This is a genomic window from Rhodococcus indonesiensis (assembly GCF_047782815.1).
Classification (GTDB): domain Bacteria; phylum Actinomycetota; class Actinomycetes; order Mycobacteriales; family Mycobacteriaceae; genus Rhodococcus; species Rhodococcus indonesiensis.
This window is the reverse complement of the sequence record NZ_CP180630.1, coordinates 4,780,532-4,794,814: the sequence shown is the minus strand read 5'-3', so window position 1 is coordinate 4,794,814 and position 14,283 is coordinate 4,780,532. Positions and strand designations below refer to the sequence as shown.

General features: G+C 70.1%; 17 protein-coding genes. 13 read left to right on the top strand and 4 right to left on the bottom strand.

The window, feature by feature from the left end; genetic code table 11:
• Positions 1 to 7: 7 nt before the first annotated feature.
• Both ACM26Y_RS21940 and ACM26Y_RS21935 read right to left on the bottom strand, forming a co-directional pair.
• A complete protein-coding gene (locus tag ACM26Y_RS21940) occupies positions 8 to 502 on the bottom strand; it encodes an acyl transferase (protein ID WP_416061949.1) in 495 nt (164 codons plus the stop codon).
• A 33-nt stretch (positions 503 to 535) separates the two neighbouring features.
• On the bottom strand, positions 536 to 778 hold the full coding sequence (locus tag ACM26Y_RS21935; protein WP_416061948.1) for a DUF2630 family protein: 243 nt from the start codon (positions 776 to 778) through the stop codon (positions 536 to 538).
• 126 nt (positions 779 to 904) lie between these two features.
• On the opposite strand from ACM26Y_RS21935, the gene ACM26Y_RS21930 reads away from it, so the two are divergent.
• The 13 genes from ACM26Y_RS21930 to ACM26Y_RS21870 all read left to right on the top strand — a co-directional run bounded on the left by ACM26Y_RS21930 (position 905) and on the right by ACM26Y_RS21870 (position 12,943).
• A complete protein-coding gene (locus ACM26Y_RS21930; protein ID WP_054374331.1) occupies positions 905 to 1,327 on the top strand; it encodes a hypothetical protein in 423 nt (140 codons plus the stop codon).
• Between the two features lie 92 nt (positions 1,328 to 1,419).
• Complete coding sequence (locus ACM26Y_RS21925; protein WP_003938192.1) at positions 1,420 to 1,671, top strand: hypothetical protein; 252 nt, start codon at positions 1,420 to 1,422, stop codon at positions 1,669 to 1,671.
• A gap of 214 nt (positions 1,672 to 1,885) precedes the next feature.
• Entirely contained in the window at positions 1,886 to 2,242 is a 357-nt protein-coding gene (locus tag ACM26Y_RS21920; RefSeq protein ID WP_003938191.1) for a PadR family transcriptional regulator, read from the top strand.
• On the top strand, positions 2,242 to 3,582 hold the full coding sequence (locus ACM26Y_RS21915; RefSeq protein WP_054374365.1) for a permease prefix domain 1-containing protein: 1,341 nt from the start codon (positions 2,242 to 2,244) through the stop codon (positions 3,580 to 3,582). Before ACM26Y_RS21920 ends, ACM26Y_RS21915 begins: the two co-directional genes overlap by 1 nt.
• 121 nt (positions 3,583 to 3,703) lie before the next feature.
• Positions 3,704 to 4,513 carry a crotonase/enoyl-CoA hydratase family protein gene (locus ACM26Y_RS21910; protein WP_003938189.1) on the top strand — a complete coding sequence of 270 codons (810 nt, stop codon included), beginning with the start codon at positions 3,704 to 3,706 and terminating at the stop codon, positions 4,511 to 4,513.
• 48 nt (positions 4,514 to 4,561) lie between these two features.
• On the top strand, positions 4,562 to 5,719 hold the full coding sequence (locus tag ACM26Y_RS21905) for an acyl-CoA dehydrogenase family protein (protein ID WP_054374325.1): 1,158 nt from the start codon (positions 4,562 to 4,564) through the stop codon (positions 5,717 to 5,719).
• A gap of 32 nt (positions 5,720 to 5,751) precedes the next feature.
• Positions 5,752 to 7,302, top strand: a complete 1,551-nt coding sequence (locus ACM26Y_RS21900; protein ID WP_416061947.1) for an acyl-CoA synthetase — start codon at positions 5,752 to 5,754, stop codon at positions 7,300 to 7,302.
• A 38-nt stretch (positions 7,303 to 7,340) separates the two neighbouring features.
• The gene (locus ACM26Y_RS21895) at positions 7,341 to 7,922 is read left to right on the top strand and encodes a TetR/AcrR family transcriptional regulator (protein ID WP_003938186.1); all 582 of its coding nucleotides are present in this window, start codon (positions 7,341 to 7,343) and stop codon (positions 7,920 to 7,922) included.
• 23 nt (positions 7,923 to 7,945) lie between these two features.
• Complete coding sequence (locus tag ACM26Y_RS21890; protein ID WP_416061946.1) at positions 7,946 to 9,094, top strand: acyl-CoA dehydrogenase family protein; 1,149 nt, start codon at positions 7,946 to 7,948, stop codon at positions 9,092 to 9,094.
• Positions 9,094 to 10,158 (top strand): acyl-CoA dehydrogenase family protein, encoded by a 1,065-nt coding sequence (locus ACM26Y_RS21885; protein ID WP_416061945.1) that lies wholly within the window; start codon positions 9,094 to 9,096, stop codon positions 10,156 to 10,158. Before ACM26Y_RS21890 ends, ACM26Y_RS21885 begins: the two co-directional genes overlap by 1 nt.
• A gap of 95 nt (positions 10,159 to 10,253) precedes the next feature.
• On the top strand, positions 10,254 to 11,018 hold the full coding sequence (locus ACM26Y_RS21880; RefSeq protein WP_416061944.1) for a tyrosine-protein phosphatase: 765 nt from the start codon (positions 10,254 to 10,256) through the stop codon (positions 11,016 to 11,018).
• Positions 11,015 to 12,232, top strand: coding sequence for a CaiB/BaiF CoA transferase family protein (locus ACM26Y_RS21875; protein ID WP_416061943.1), 1,218 nt, complete (start codon positions 11,015 to 11,017; stop codon positions 12,230 to 12,232). Before ACM26Y_RS21880 ends, ACM26Y_RS21875 begins: the two co-directional genes overlap by 4 nt.
• 66 nt (positions 12,233 to 12,298) lie before the next feature.
• Positions 12,299 to 12,943: an FMN-dependent NADH-azoreductase gene (locus ACM26Y_RS21870; protein ID WP_416061942.1), complete on the top strand. Its 645-nt coding sequence runs from the start codon at positions 12,299 to 12,301 to the stop codon at positions 12,941 to 12,943.
• Positions 12,944 to 12,949: 6 nt separating this feature from the next.
• Here ACM26Y_RS21870 and ACM26Y_RS21865 read toward each other — a convergent pair whose 3' ends face one another.
• Together ACM26Y_RS21865 and ACM26Y_RS21860 are read right to left on the bottom strand one after the other, a co-directional pair.
• Positions 12,950 to 13,264: a WhiB family transcriptional regulator gene (locus ACM26Y_RS21865; RefSeq protein ID WP_416061941.1), complete on the bottom strand. Its 315-nt coding sequence runs from the start codon at positions 13,262 to 13,264 to the stop codon at positions 12,950 to 12,952.
• A gap of 13 nt (positions 13,265 to 13,277) precedes the next feature.
• Positions 13,278 to 14,282 carry a MaoC family dehydratase gene (locus ACM26Y_RS21860; RefSeq protein WP_416061940.1) on the bottom strand — a complete coding sequence of 335 codons (1,005 nt, stop codon included), beginning with the start codon at positions 14,280 to 14,282 and terminating at the stop codon, positions 13,278 to 13,280.
• Position 14,283: the final 1 nt, after the last annotated feature.

Genomic DNA, 14,283 nt, shown 5'->3' with positions numbered 1-14,283 from the left:
GGGTTCCTCAGCCGATCCGGACGCCGTCCGTGACGACCCAGATGCCGTCGGCTCCCTCTCGGACGGGCTGGCGCAGCTGCAGCACCACGATGCTGCCGTCCGCGCGGTCGGTCACCTCCACGGTGTGCGGGTCGGCCATGCGCGCCTCGGTGTCGCTCCAACCGAACCGGTCCGCCACGAATGCCTGCGCGACCAGGGATGGATCCAGCCGCCACGGCTGGCTGCCCTCGTCGACCGCACGCTGAAGTTCCCCGGCCTCCTCCGGGGTCAGATTCTCGCCGGGAAAGGACGCCTCGGTCGGTGGTGGGGTGGTGTCCTCATACGCTGTGGCCGGCGAGGTGTCCGGCACGGAGGTGCTCTCGACCGTCGTCGCCGTCACTAGTGCCGACGCGGGCACGGACCCACCGGTGGTCGGCGCCGGGGTGTCGCCGTCGCTGCACGAGGTGGCCAGACCGAGCGAGAGCGCCACTGCAGCAATGGTTTTCGATGCTCTGAACCTCATCCGTCCTCCTCGTGATCCCGGTCATCGAGGTCCTCACTGGCGGTAGGACTCGACCTCCCCCACGGGCCGCGCCTCCGCCTCGTCCGGGTCGTTGCCGAACTCGGCTTTCGCGCGGCGCTGCCGGAGCAGGTCCCAGCACTGGTCGAGGCGTTCCTCGACGGCGCGCAGACGCTGCCGGTCCTGATCGCTCGTGCCGTCGCCGCTCGACTGCGAACGCAGCGCCTTCTCCTCGTCCACCAGTTCCTCGATGTGCCGGAAGAGGTCGTTCTCGTCCATGGGAAGGCTTCCTCGCTGTGGTCGTCTCCCCGGCATATCCGGCCGCCGGCCCCGGTAAACCTGCGCCGTTGTGTGTTTCCGTGGTCTGTGCGTTTCCGTGTTCGCCGGCTCGGGTACGTCACAGCCATGAGTATCGAAGACGGTCCCGGCGACACCCTCAGCCCCAGCGAGGGCCTCGACTCCGACGAAGTCCGCAACGACGACGGCGACGAGGCCGTGGACCCGCCGGAGGGCTGGAGCGGCGCCGACCGGTTCGGCACCACGCAGCGGGAGGAGCAGGAAGGCGAGTCGCTGGACCAGCGCCTCGCGGAGGAGGAGCCCGACGTGGCACCCGCAGAGCCGCTCGAACGGCCGGTCGCGGCCATGCCCGACGACGAACTGACCGAGGATGTCGTCGACGAGGTGGTCGACGGGGACGTCGCCGTCGCGGGCGGTGGGAAGCACGCCGAGGTGGTCGACGGTGTCATCGTCGAGGACTCGCGCGTCGACCGCGGCCAGATCGACGGCAGTCCCGAGGACGGCGACTCCCTGTTCCCGATCGTCGAGTGAGCCGAGCTGTGAGGACGTGCCGAGGCCGACACGGTGGCGCCGAACCGCCGTTGGGCTGTCCGCAGGCGCATTCAATGTCATGATCGTTTGTTATGAGTGACAACTCGGGAGACGCAGGCAGTGGCGGGCTCACCGTCGGCTCGCGGGTGGTGGTGCGCCGCGGCGGCGAGAAGAGCCGGGCGCCCGGTGTAGTGGTCGAGGACTACGCCAGCGAGGCCGCCCGGGCCGGCGAGCAACTCGGACGGGACTGGGCGCCGGTACGCCGTTGGGCCGTCGCGCTGGACGACGGCCGGTTGGTCTTCGCCGACGACGACGAGGTGGAGGCGGAGCCGAAGAAGGGCTGACCGCGTCACGAGAGCCGCCTGCCGACCGGGCGGTACACAGCAGTACGGAGTGGCGACGTATGCCCACCGCAGGGAGGGTGCCGGGACACCGGCACCCTCCCTGCGGCGTAAGTGCGTGACGGCCGCTTCGAACCCGTGGTTCGCAGCAGAAGACCGACCGTCCTGTGCTGGACCTGCTACCTTCATGCCTAGCAGATCTAGGCATAGGAGACCTATGTACATCGAGAAGGACCTCGTGGCGGCGTCGGCGACCCCGCTCGTGCTCGGAATCCTCGCCGAGGGTGAGTCCTACGGCTACGCCATTCTCAAACGCGTCAAGGACCTGTCCCGTGGACGGATCCAATGGACCGACGGAATGCTCTACCCCCTGCTGCACCGGCTCGAACGGTCCGGATACGTGTCGGCGTCGTGGGGAAGCTCCGACACCGGACGGCGACGCAAGCACTACGCGATCACCGACGCGGGACGGAGCGCGCTCGCCGAGCGGCGCAGTCAGTGGGACGTCGTCGCGGACGCGCTCGACCAGGTCTGGCGCTGCGCGGAGATGCCCGCGGCCCCGGGGTGGTCGTGATGGACGCCGCGCTGGAGTCGCAGATCGGTCGGTGGCGGGGCTACGTCGAGCGTCGCCGCGTGATCTCCACCGCCGACGCCGACGAGATGGAAGACCACCTGAGGGACCAGATCTCGGATCTGTCCGCCGCCGGACTGGCGGCCGACGAGGCATTCCTGGTCGCGGTCAAACGCATGGGCAGCGTGGACGACATCTCCCGGGAATTCGCACGCGAGCATTCCGATCGCCTCTGGAAGCAGCTCGTCCTGACATCCGACGCCTCGGGCGACGGCGGTCCCCGCCCCAGGCGTGAACTGCTCGTCGTTCTCGCGCTCGCCGTCGGCGGTGCCGTCGCCCTGAAGGTGGGGCTGGCGACCCTGGACGAGGGCGTCGTCGCGCGCAACCTCGCTCTGCTCGTGCTTCCGTTCCTGACCGCATACTTCGCGTGGAAGCGCCGGATGTCGCCCCGCGGCGCCGCGGCGCTGCTGGTGCCGTTCGCGTTGGCGGCGGTCGTGATCAACGGGTACCCCTTCGCGCCGAACGGATCGACCGAGGTGATCGTCGCGATCCACACCCCGATCGTGTTGTGGTTCGTCGTCGGTCTCGCCTACGTCGGTGGCGAGTGGCGGTCCGACCGGCGCCGGATGGACTTCATCCGGTTCACCGGCGAATGGGTCGTCTATCTCACCCTTCTCGCCCTCGGCGGGGGTGTGCTGGTGGGTCTGACGATCGGCGCGTTCGATGCGCTCGGCACGGATGCCGAGTGGGTCGTCGAGGAGTGGGTGCTGCCGTTCGGCGCGGCGGGTGCGGTCGTCGTCGCCGCCTGGCTGGTCGAGGCGAAGCAGAACGTGGTGGAGAACATCGCGCCCGTTCTGACGCGCGTGTTCACACCCGTCACCATCGTCATGCTGCTGGTGTTGCTCGGGGCCTTCGCGACCACGGGAAGCGTCGTCGACGTCGACCGGAATCTGCTGATCCTGATGGACCTGATCCTCGTCGTCGTCCTGGGCCTGCTGCTGTACGCGGTCTCCGCCCGCGAGCCGTACCTGCCGCCCGACCTGTTCGACCGCCTGCAGCTCGTCCTCGTCGTCCTCGCGCTCGTGGTCGACGTGCTCATGCTGGCCGCCATGCTCACGCGAATCGCGGAGTTCGGCTTCACTGCCAACAAGGTGGCCGCACTCGGGATGAACCTGGTTCTGCTGGTCGGTCTCGCCTGGTCGGCTCGGCTCCTGTTCGGGTTCGTCCGTGGCCGCCGCGGCTTCGGCTCCGTCGAACGCTGGCAGACCCGGTACCTGCCGGTCTTCGGGATCTGGGCGGCGCTGGTGGTGTGCGTGCTCCCACCCGTATTCGACTTCGCCTGACCGCGGCCGGCCCGGCCGTCGCGGCGTCCACCTCTTTACAACAGGTCCTCGGCACAGTAATTTGAACGATCGTTCGACCTAATCTGCTGCCTGCCGTTCCGTCGGCCGAAAGGACCTCCGCATGAGCGCACCCGAGGACGTCGTACTCTCCAGCCGCGAAGGCCACGTCACGACATGGACGATCAACCTGCCCGAGGCGCGTAATCCGATCTCCGGCGACGACGTCGTCGAGCGACTGGTGCAGCTCGTGGACGAGGCGAACGCGGACTACGAGACCCGCGTGGTGATCCTCACCGGAGCCGGGAGCGCGTTCTCGGCCGGCGGCAACGTCAAGGACATGGCCGACCGTACGGGGATGTTCGGGGGCGCCCCGCATCAGCTGCGGGAGGGTTACCGTCGCGGAATCCAGCGGCTGCCCAAGGCGATCTACCACTGCGAGGTGCCGATCATCGCCGCAGTCAACGGACCCGCGGTCGGCGCCGGCTGCGACCTGGCCATGATGTGCGACATGCGGATCGCCTCGAACACCGCGTTCTTCGCCGAGAGTTTCGTCAAGCTCGGCATCATCCCCGGCGACGGCGGTGCCTGGCTGCTGCCCCGCGCCATCGGGTCGGCGCGGGCCGCGGAGATGGCCTTCACCGGCGACCGCGTCGACGCCGCCACCGCGCTGGAGTGGGGCATGGTCTCCCGGGTCGTCGAACCCGATCAGCTGCTCGCCACGGCCGGTGAGCTCGCCGCCCGCGTCGCCTCGAACCCGCCGCACGCACTGCGCATGACCAAGAAGCTGATGCGCGAGGGCCAGCGCCAGGATCTCGACAGCATCCTCGAGCTCTCCGCAGCGTTCCAGGCCCTCTCGCACCACACCGCCGACCACGGCGAGGCCCTCTCGGCGTTCCTCGAACGCCGCAGCGGGAACTTCACCGGGAACTGACCGCCGCGACCCCCTCGGGTCGCCGCACGCAAACGAAGGAGCACGGCCGTGGAGCGGACGATCTTCAGCCGGGAGCACGACGAATTCCGATCCATGGTGCGCGATTTCATCGCGCGAGAGGTGCTGCCGCAGCACGAGGAGTGGGACGGGCTGGGCCGGCCCCCGCGCGAGTTCTTCCACCGTCTCGGTGAACTCGGCATCCTCGGCATCCAGGTGCCCGAGGAGTTCGGCGGTGGCGGCGAGTCGAGCTTCAAGTACAACGCCATCGTGTTCGAGGAAGTGGCGCGGGCCGGCGTCTCCTTCGGCTCGTACACCGTGCACTCCTGCCTGATCCTGCCGTACCTGCTCGAATACGGCACCGACGAGCAGCGTAAGCGCTGGTTGCCGGACTTCGCGTCCGGCCGGATGATGACCGCCATCGCGATGACCGAGCCCGGCACCGGCTCCGATCTGGCCAACATCGCCACTACTGCCAAGCTGTCCGCCGACGGCTCGCACTACGTCGTCAACGGCGCGAAGACGTTCATCACCGGCGGCGTCACCGCCGATCTGGTCCTCACCGTGTGCCGCACCGCGCCGTTCGACCCGCAGGACCGTCGCGCCGGTCTGTCGATCCTCTGCGTCCCCACCGACGCCGAAGGGTTCTCCGTCGGCCGCAAGCTCGACAAGCTCGGTCTGCACCAGCAGGACACCGCCGAGCTGTCGTACCAGGACGTGAAGGTGCCGGTGGAGAATCTCCTCGGCGAGGAGGGCAAGGCGTTCGGCTACCTCGCCCACAACCTGCCCCAGGAACGTCTGAGCATCGCCCTGAACCAGGTGGGCCAGGCTGCGGCCGCGATCGAGCATGCCCTCGCGTACACGCGGGACCGCAAGGTGTTCGGCAAGCCGGTGGCTTCGTTCCAGAACACCAAGTTCGTCCTCGCGGAATGCTCCGCCGAGGTGCAGGCTGCCCGCGTCTTCGCGGATCACTGCCTCGAGCTGCTCGACCGGGGCGAGCTGTCGGTCGCCGACGCCGCCCGGGCGAAGCTGTTCTGCACCGAGGTCTCCGGTCGCGTGATCGACAAGTGCCTGCAGTTGCACGGCGGGTACGGCTACATCACCGAGTATCCGATCGCCCGGCTCTACGCCGACACCCGCGTCAGCCGGATCTACGGTGGCACCAGCGAAGTCATGAAGACAATCATCGCCAAGGACCTCGGCCTGTAGCCGTCCCGTCAGGCAGGTGGAAAGGAGCTCGGATGTATCCCGGACGCTACGCGTCGGCCGCCCCGGACAAGCCGGCGGCGATCGAGGCCGCCACCGGCCGGGTGGTGAGCTACCGTGAGCTCGAGGACCGTTCGGTGCAGTTCGCGCACTGGCTCCGCGCCCACGGCCTCGGCCCCGGCGACCACCTCGCGGTGCTGTCGGTCAACGACGTCACCGCATTCGAACTGTACTGGGCGGCAGTACGGTCCGGCATGTACGTGACGTTCGTCAACACGCATCTCGCCCCCTCCGAGGTCGCCTACATCGTCGACGACTGCGACGCCACCGCCCTCGTGGTCTCCGCTCCGCTCGCGGACCTGGCCGTCGCCGTTGCCGTCGACACGCCGAAGGTGCGGCACCGCTTGGCATTCGGCGGTGACGTACCCGGACACCTCGGATACGAAGCCGAGATCGCGGCGATGAGCACCGTGCCGCCGGCCGACCAGCCCGGCGGCACGGACATGCTCTACTCCTCCGGAACGACGGGCCGGCCCAAGGGAATCAAGCCTGCGCTCGGCGGTGCCCAGGTCGGCGAGCAGGCGGCCTCCAATGCGGTCGGGCTGCTGCAGCGTTTCGACTTCGACGACAGTTGCGTGTACTACTCCCCGGCCCCGATCTACCACGCTGCGCCGCTGCGATTCGGGGCCGCGGCGCAGGCCCTCGGCGGCACGGCGATCGTCGCCGGAAGGTTCGACGCCGAGACCTGCCTCGCCGACCTCGAGCGCCACCGCGTCACTCACAGTCAGTGGGTGCCCACGCATTTCGTCCGGATGCTGAAGCTGCCCGACCGGACCCGCTCCCGCTACGACCTGTCCGCGATGCGGGTGGCCATCCACTCGGCCGCGCCGTGCCCGGCGGAGGTCAAGCGCGCCATGATCGACTGGTGGGGCGAGCGGATCTACGAGTACTACTCGTCCACCGAATCCGTCGGCAGCACCATCGTCTCGCCGCAGGAGTGGCTCCGCAAACCCGGCACCGTGGGCCGCACCGGTCACGGCCACCCCAGCCGTGCCCACGTCTGCGCCGAGGACGGAACGGAGTTGCCGGCCGGGCAGATCGGGTCGATCTACTTCGAACGTCCCGGCTACAGCTTCGAGTACCACAACGATCCGGAGAAGACGGCGGAGTCGCGCCACCCGCTGCATCCCACGTGGGCGACGACCGGGGACATCGGATACCTCGACGAGGACGGCTATCTCTTCCTCACCGACCGGGCCATGTTCACCATCATCTCAGGCGGGGTGAACATCTATCCGCAGGAGATCGAGAACACCCTCGCCCTGCACCCCGCGGTGTTCGACGTCGCGGTGATCGGCGTGCCGGACGCCGAGATGGGCGAATCGGTCAGGGCGGTCGTCCAACCGGCGGCGGGCGTCGCCGGCGACGACGCGCTCGCCGCCGAACTGATCGCCTACTGCCGCGACCGCATCGCCGGATACAAGTGCCCGCGCAGCGTCGATTTCGTCGACGCACTGCCCAGGACCCCCACCGGAAAGCTGGTCAAGGGCGCGCTGCGTCTCACGACCGCCGGAGGTAGCCGATGAGCGCGCGGCGGGGAACGTACGCACGACCGGGAGACACCGTGGCGCCCTCGGAGCGGCAACGGGCGTTCATCGAGGCGGCCCGCCGCGAGTTCGTCCGCAACGGATACGGGGCCTCGTCGATCCGGACGATCGCCCAGGAAGCCGGCGTCAGCCTGTCGGCGCTGTACTACCACTACAAGAACAAGCAGGACCTGCTCCTGGCCATCCTGATCGACGGCGTCAACGCCTTCGACGCGATGTGCGACGAGGAACTTTCGCGCGTCGGGGACGACCCGGTGGAGCGACTCCGGGCCCTGGTGATCGCCCTCGTCCGGTTCCGCACCACCTGCCAGGAGCAGAGCTTGATGATCGGCACCGAGGTCCGCAACCTGGAACCGGAGAACGCGGCGGTCTACGAGCAACGGCGACGTTCCGGAAACGAGTTGCTGGGCAGCATCATCGAGGACGGCGTGAAATCCGGCGCGTTCACCACCCCGTACCCGGAGGACTGTCGCCGCTCGATCCTGGCGATGACGACCTCGATCGCGAACTGGTACGACCCGGACGGTCCGGACACCCCCGCCGACATCGCGGCCCGGTACGGCGATCTGGCCCTGCTGCTGCTGCAACCGCGACCCTGACCCCCTCACGGAAGAAGACGACGATGCGTACATCACTGGTGCCGGACGCCGGTGCCCCCGACCCGAGCCTCGCGGAGTTGCGAGCCGAGGTGCGCGCCTTCCTGCGCGAGCAGATCGACGCAGGCGTGTTCACCCCCGGCGTGGACACCTGGCTCGCCCGCTGGAACACCGACTTCACCAAGGCCCTGGCTGCCCGCGGCTGGGTCGGCATGACCATCCCCACCGAGTACGGCGGGCAGGGCCGCACCTTCATGGAGCGCTTCGTCGTCACCGAGGAACTCCTCGCCGTCGGTGCGCCGGTCGCCGCCCAGTGGGTCGCGGACCGACAGGCTGCACCGTCGCTGCTCAAGTACGGCACCGAGGAACAGAAACAGCGCTTCCTGCCCGGTATCGCCCGCGGCGAGATCTGCTGGGCCATCGGCATGAGCGAGCCCGAGTCCGGATCCGACCTGGCGAGCGTGAAGACCAGGGCCGTGCAGGTCGACGGCGGCTGGCGCATCACCGGCACCAAGCTGTGGACCTCCGGCGCCCACCACGCCGACGCCTTCTTCGCGCTGGCCCGCTCCGCGCCGCTCGACCCGGCGCACCGGCACGCCGGGCTGAGCCAGTTCATCGTCCTGCTCGACTCGCCCGGCGTGGAGATCCGGCCCGTCCTGTCGATGTCCGGTGAACACCACTTCAACGAGGTCGTCCTCGACGACGTGTTCGTGCCCGACGACCTCGTGCTCGGCACCGTCGGCGACGGCTGGGCGCAGGTCACCTCCGAACTCGGCTACGAGCGCAGCGGCCCGGAACGCTTCATGTCCACCTTCGGGGTGCTCGCCGGCGCGGTGGACGAGGCCGGCGCCGGGCGCCTGCCGGCCGATCCCCGCATCGGCGCGTTCGTGGGCCGGATCTTCGGCCTGCACCACATGTCCCGCGGGGTGTCCGAGGCACTGCAGCGGCACGAGAACGCGGAGGTCGCCGCGTCGGTGGTCAAGGTGCTCGGCACCCAGACCGAGGGCGACATCGCCGACCTCGCCGACGAACTGGCCGACGAGAGCGACGCCCCCGGTGAGGGATTCGCCGAACTGGTGCGAGCCGGTGTCATGCAGCGTCCCGGATTCACCCTCCGAGGCGGCACGAGTGAGATTCTGCGCGGGGTCATCGCGCGGGGATTGGGGATGCGCTGATGAGTAACGCGACTACCGGCAACGACGTGGAGATGCGCGAACTCGCGCAGATGCTCGAACAGCTCTTCGGTGAGCGCCGCGGCGACGATCACCGCCTCAGCGGCCCGCTGCGTCTCGACCGCGAACTGTGGTCGACCCTGGCCGAACTCGGTCTCGCCCGGCTCACCGGCCCGGAGGCGGACGGGGGCAGTGAGGCGGGCTGGGCCGAGGCCGCCTACCTGCTCGGCGCCGCGGGCGCCGGTGCCGCGGCGGTGCCGGTGGCCGAGAACGACCTCCTCGCCGGCTGGCTGCTGCAGCTGTCCGGCTGTGCGCGCGCGGTGACCGATCCGGCGGCGGCACGCACCGCCGCGGTGCTGAATGCCGACGGCTCGGCCCGGCACGTGCCGTGGGCCCGGGACGTGGACGCCGTGGTCGTGCTGTGGGAGACGGACGGCGCGTGGCGGGTCGCCGACGTCGCCCGCGCCGACGTCGAGGTCACCGAGGCGGTCGACGTCGCGTCCGAGCCGCGCGACCACATCCGCGTCGACGTCGCCGCGCTCTCCGGTGCCGAGGTGCCGGACGGCACCGCGGAGGAGTTCCTGCGCCGCGGCGCACTCGCCCGGGCGCTGGCGATGAGCGGCGCGATGGAACGGGTGCTCGACCTGGTGGTCGGCCACACCACCGCCCGCGTCCAGTTCGGCCGTCCACTCGCCAAGTTCCAGGCGGTGCAGCACCTGGTGTCGGACATCGCTGCCGAGGGCGCGCTCGCACGCGCGGCCGCGCAGGCCGCCGTGACGATCGCCGAGGAGTCCGGATTCGGCAGCACCGAGGCGGGATTCGCGATCGCCGCAGCGAAGTCCTGCGCGGGGCACGCCGCGTCGGTGGTGGTGCGCAACGCCCACCAGAGTCTCGGTGCGATCGGCTTCACCATGGAGCACGAGCTGCACCGGCACGCGAACCGGCTGCTGTCGTGGCGCCGCGAGTTCGGCTCCGTCCGGTTCTGGGACGACAGGCTCACCGCCGCGGCCGTCGAGGCCGGGTCGCGGGGGTTGTGGCCGCTGATCACCGACGGCCGGCCGGAGTAGTTCGCTCGGGACCCCGCTGGACAGGTACCGCCGGTCGGGTATCGACTGTGGGGTGACGGGGGCACGGGGTCCCGGTCGGACGAGAAGGGGCGCACGTGCAGGACGAAGAACAGTCCGGACCCGGGCCGGTGAACCTGCGGGACCTCGGTGGGCTGCCGTTGACCGACGGCGGCCGCACCGCCGCCGGTGTGCTGTACCGCGGCGACGCCTGCTACACCGGCGACGTGGCGCGCGGACTCCTCGCCGACCGGCCGCCTGCGACCGTCGTCGACCTGCGGTCCGACGCCGAGCGTGGTCACCGCGCATACACCTGGCCGGACGGCACGCGCGTGCACCAGCTGTCGCTGCACGCGGACGCCGCACCGGGCGGGCGCACCGGCCTCGGCCTCGCCGAACTCTACGGTCGCGTGTTCGACGTGGCCGCGCCGCTGTTCGCCGGTCTCGTGCCGGTAGTCGCGCGGGCCGCGGGCCCGGTCCTCGTGCACTGCACCGCCGGCAAGGACCGCACCGGTCTCGCGGTCGCCGTCCTGCTGCTCGCGGCGGGTGTGGAACCGCAGGCCGTCGTCGACGACTACGTGGCCACCGACACGAACATGCCCCTTCTGTACCGTCGCTGGGAGGCCGTCGGGCTGCGCGGCGCCTCGTCCTCGGACGGCGACCGGGCGGTGCCGCCGGACCTGTTCCGCGCTCCCGCCGAGGCGATCACCCCGATCGTCGAGCGCCTGGTCGCGCATCCCGGCGGGCCGGAGGCGTGGCTGATCGGACACGGGGCGCGGGAGGACGACGTGCGGCGGTGGTGTTCGCGTGCCAGGGGAGAAGCCGCAGCGGCATACCGAGACAGGAAGGCACAGACGGGATGAGTGAGAACAGCGAGCCGACAGGCGAGGTGTCGACGGGCCTGCCGCTGGAAGGCATCACCGTCGTCAGCCTCGAACAGGCGGTCGCCGCCCCCATCGCGACCCGTCACCTCGCCGATCTCGGCGCCCGCGTCATCAAGATCGAACGGGTCGGGGAGGGCGACTTCGCCCGCAACTACGACGCCGCCGTGCACGGCCTCGCGTCGCATTTCGTGTGGCTCAACCGAGGTAAGGAGTCGATCTGCATCGACCTCAAGGCCACCGAGGGCGTCGCCACGGTGCGTCGCCTCGTCGACGAAGCCGACGTGGTGCTCCAGAACTTCGCACCCGGCGCGGCGGCGCGGCTCGGGCTCGGCGCCGACGAGCTGCGCCGCGCACGACCCGAGCTGATCGTGGTGAACATGACCGGCTACGGCACCGATGGTCCGCTGCGCGAACGCAAGGCCTACGACATGCTCGTGCAGGCCGAAACCGGGCTGTGTTCGATCACGGGCACCCCGGAGACCGCCACGAAGACCGGCATCCCGACCTCCGACATCGCCGCCGGCATGTACGCGCTCACCTCCATCCAGGCGGCGCTGTTCCGGCGCGAGCGCACCGGGGCGGGTGCGACGATCGACGTGTCGATGTTCGACGCGACCGTCGAATGGCTCGGCCACCCCATGTACCTGCAGATGTATCAGGACACGCAGGTTCAGCGGATGGGCCTGAGCCACGCGTCGATCGCGCCCTACGACGCGTACCCCACCGTCGACGGGAAGATCCTGATCGGTGTGCAGAACGACCGCGGCTGGCGGGCCCTCGTCACCGAGGTGTTCGGCCGTCCGGATCTCGCCGGGCACCCGAAGTTCGCGACGAACATCCTGCGGGTGCAGCACCGCGCCGAGACCGACGCGGTCGTCGCCGAGCACACGCGCCGCTTCGGGACCGCCGAACTCGACAAGCGTCTCGCCGCCGCGGGCGTACCCGCCGCCCGGCTGAACGAGATGAAGGATCTGATCGAGCACCCGCAGCTCGAGGAGCGCAACCGGTGGCGGGAGGTGGCCACCGAGGCGGGCCCCGTGCGGGCCGTGCTGCCGCCGATGACGTTCACCGACGTGGAGATGCGCATGGGTGCGGTCCCGGCGCTGGGCCAGCACACCGACGCGGTGCTCGCCGACCTCGGCCTCACCGACGAGCAGATCGCCGGGCTGCGCGCCGCCGGCATCGTGCAGTAGCCGGCCCAGTACGCCGATCGACCCAGTGATCCACTGGCGCAGTACTCGAACCCGAAGGAGTCCGACATGCCCCAGTTGTTGCAGCTCGACTCGTCCGCAAACCTCGAGACGTCCGTCTCCCGTGAGCTGACCCGTCTCTTCGCCGATACATGGCGCCGGCGCGGACCGGACCACACCGTGATCGAACGGGATCTGCACCGCGATCCGGTCCCGCACCTGCGGGACGCGGAACTGCACTACGCGCCGCGACTGCGGGCACCCGGCGCCTCCGTCGATCCCGCGGCGGAGGCATTGCAGACCGAGCTGATCGCCGAGGCCCGGAGCGCCGATGCCGTCGTGATCGGTGCCCCGATGTACAACTGGTCGCTGCCGTCGACGCTCAAGGCGTGGATCGACTACGTCCACGTGCTCGGCACCACCGTGCCGTTCGACACCCCGGACCAGCCGTTCGCCGGCACGCCCGTCGTCGTGATCTCGAGTCGCGGGCTGGCCTACGGTCCCGGTGATCCGGACGAGGGACTCGACTGCACCGTGCCGCCGTTGCAGCAGGTGCTCGGCGCGTCCCTCGGCATGGACGTCACCGTCGTCACCGCCGAATACACACTGGCGGGACGCATTCCGGCCCTGGAGTCGATGGCGGACCGTTCTGCGGCGAGCCTGGACGCCGCGCGCGAGAAGGTGCAGCGGCTCGCGCACGACCTCGGTGTCTGAGCGCGGTCAGCCTGCCGCCGACGTAGCACGGTCCGGCAGCCAGCGGACGTAGCGGAGTCCGCGACGTTCCCTCTCGGTGAGCCCGCCCCAGATCCCGTGCTGTTCCTTGTTCTTCACGGCATGGTCGCGGCACGTCAGGCGCACCGGGCAGGCCGCGCAGATGTCCCGGGCCGCTCGTTCCCGGCGCTGCCTCTCGCCCAGGGTCTCACCCTCGGGGGCGTAGAAGGTGTCCGGCCCGATGAACCGGCAGCGGGCGTGCAGACGCCAGTCGTGTGTGTCCGGGACGACGGGGGGAATCGGTGCCGGGGCAGGAGAAGTCATGTCGGTTCCGGGGTCAGGCCATGAGCGCGGTGAAGCGCCAGTCCAGCACGGCTGCCGGCGCATCGGTGCCGCGGTGGGCATGGACGATCGAGCGCAGTTCGAGCACGCCCCCACCACTTTCCAACGGGTGGGCGGACTCGATGTGCAGATCGCTGGTGAGGGTGTCGCCCTCGTGGACCGGACCGGTGTGGTCGCACGAGTGCCAGCCGAGGACGGTGACGAGGTTCGGCAGCGCCCGGCTGGCCTGGGCCAGAGCCAGGCCGATGGTGTGGCCGCCGTACACCAGTCGTCCTGCAGCGCCGACGCGTTCGTCGTGATGGGTGGCGGCGATGTTGAGGGTCAGGCGCGCCAGCTCGGGTGCGCTGGAGACGACGTCGCCGCTCGACCGCAGCGCCGCCCCGGCGAGCGACGGATCGAAATGCGTTCCCGGAACCCGCTTCCGGTAGGTGTCGAGGTCCCAGTCGACCGGGGCGGACCACCGCGGCGGCTCCTGCGGTCCGATTGCGGACAGGTCGTCGGCGGCCACGACCCGATCCGGATCGGGGCTGCCGCTCAGCGGCAGCATCGCGCACCGGTAGAAGTCGAGGACGGTCCGCCCGTTCTGGTCGACGGTGTTCATCCGCAGCGCCGCCAGACCGGTCGGCTTGCGGCCGGGCTTGGCCGAATTCTCTTTCAGGCCGACCACTTCGGTGGTGGTGTAGAGCGTGTCGCCGATGTGCGGGAAGCGGTGGAAGCGCAGGCCGCGGTAGAACAGGTTGGCCTTGACGTGGTGGGTGACCAGCGTGGACTGTCCGATGGCGAGATCGGTGACGAGTCCGGCGTGTGCGACGGGCCCGCCGGCGACGGCTGCCGACAGGTGCGCGTCGAGGGGCAGGCGCAGACGGTCACCGAGGATCGCCTGGTGGGCGGCTGCGAGGCCGTCGGTGATCGTGACCGCGGGGGCGGTGTCGAAGACCTGGCCGACGGTCAGCTCGTCGAAGTAGGGTCCGCCGACCTCGGCGGCGTTCGCGGTGGTCATC